General features: G+C 58.3%; 1 protein-coding gene. It reads right to left on the reverse strand.

Annotated elements, in window-relative coordinates; translation table 11 throughout:
• On the reverse strand, positions 1-218 hold a 218-nt coding region (locus A1830_RS20905; protein WP_156485064.1), incomplete at both ends, for an RHS repeat domain-containing protein.

The raw sequence follows: 218 nt of genomic DNA on the forward strand, positions 1-218 counted from the left end.
AGCAGTCCCCGTTCGTTCCATTCCATCTGCCGGGTTGTGTGGTCCGGGCGAATCTCATTTAAAGGACGTCCTGAGGGGTCATACGTAAACCGGTACTCACCGCCGTTGCCGTTTTGCAGACGTAGCAGATTGCCTCGTGCATCATAGTGCCAGCGACGCATGATACCGTTGCGGCCGGTCTGACTGAGCGGCTGCCCCAGGCGGTTATACGTCCAGAG

The sequence above is a fragment of the Erwinia sp. ErVv1 genome, from assembly GCF_900068895.1.
Taxonomy (GTDB): domain Bacteria; phylum Pseudomonadota; class Gammaproteobacteria; order Enterobacterales; family Enterobacteriaceae; genus Erwinia.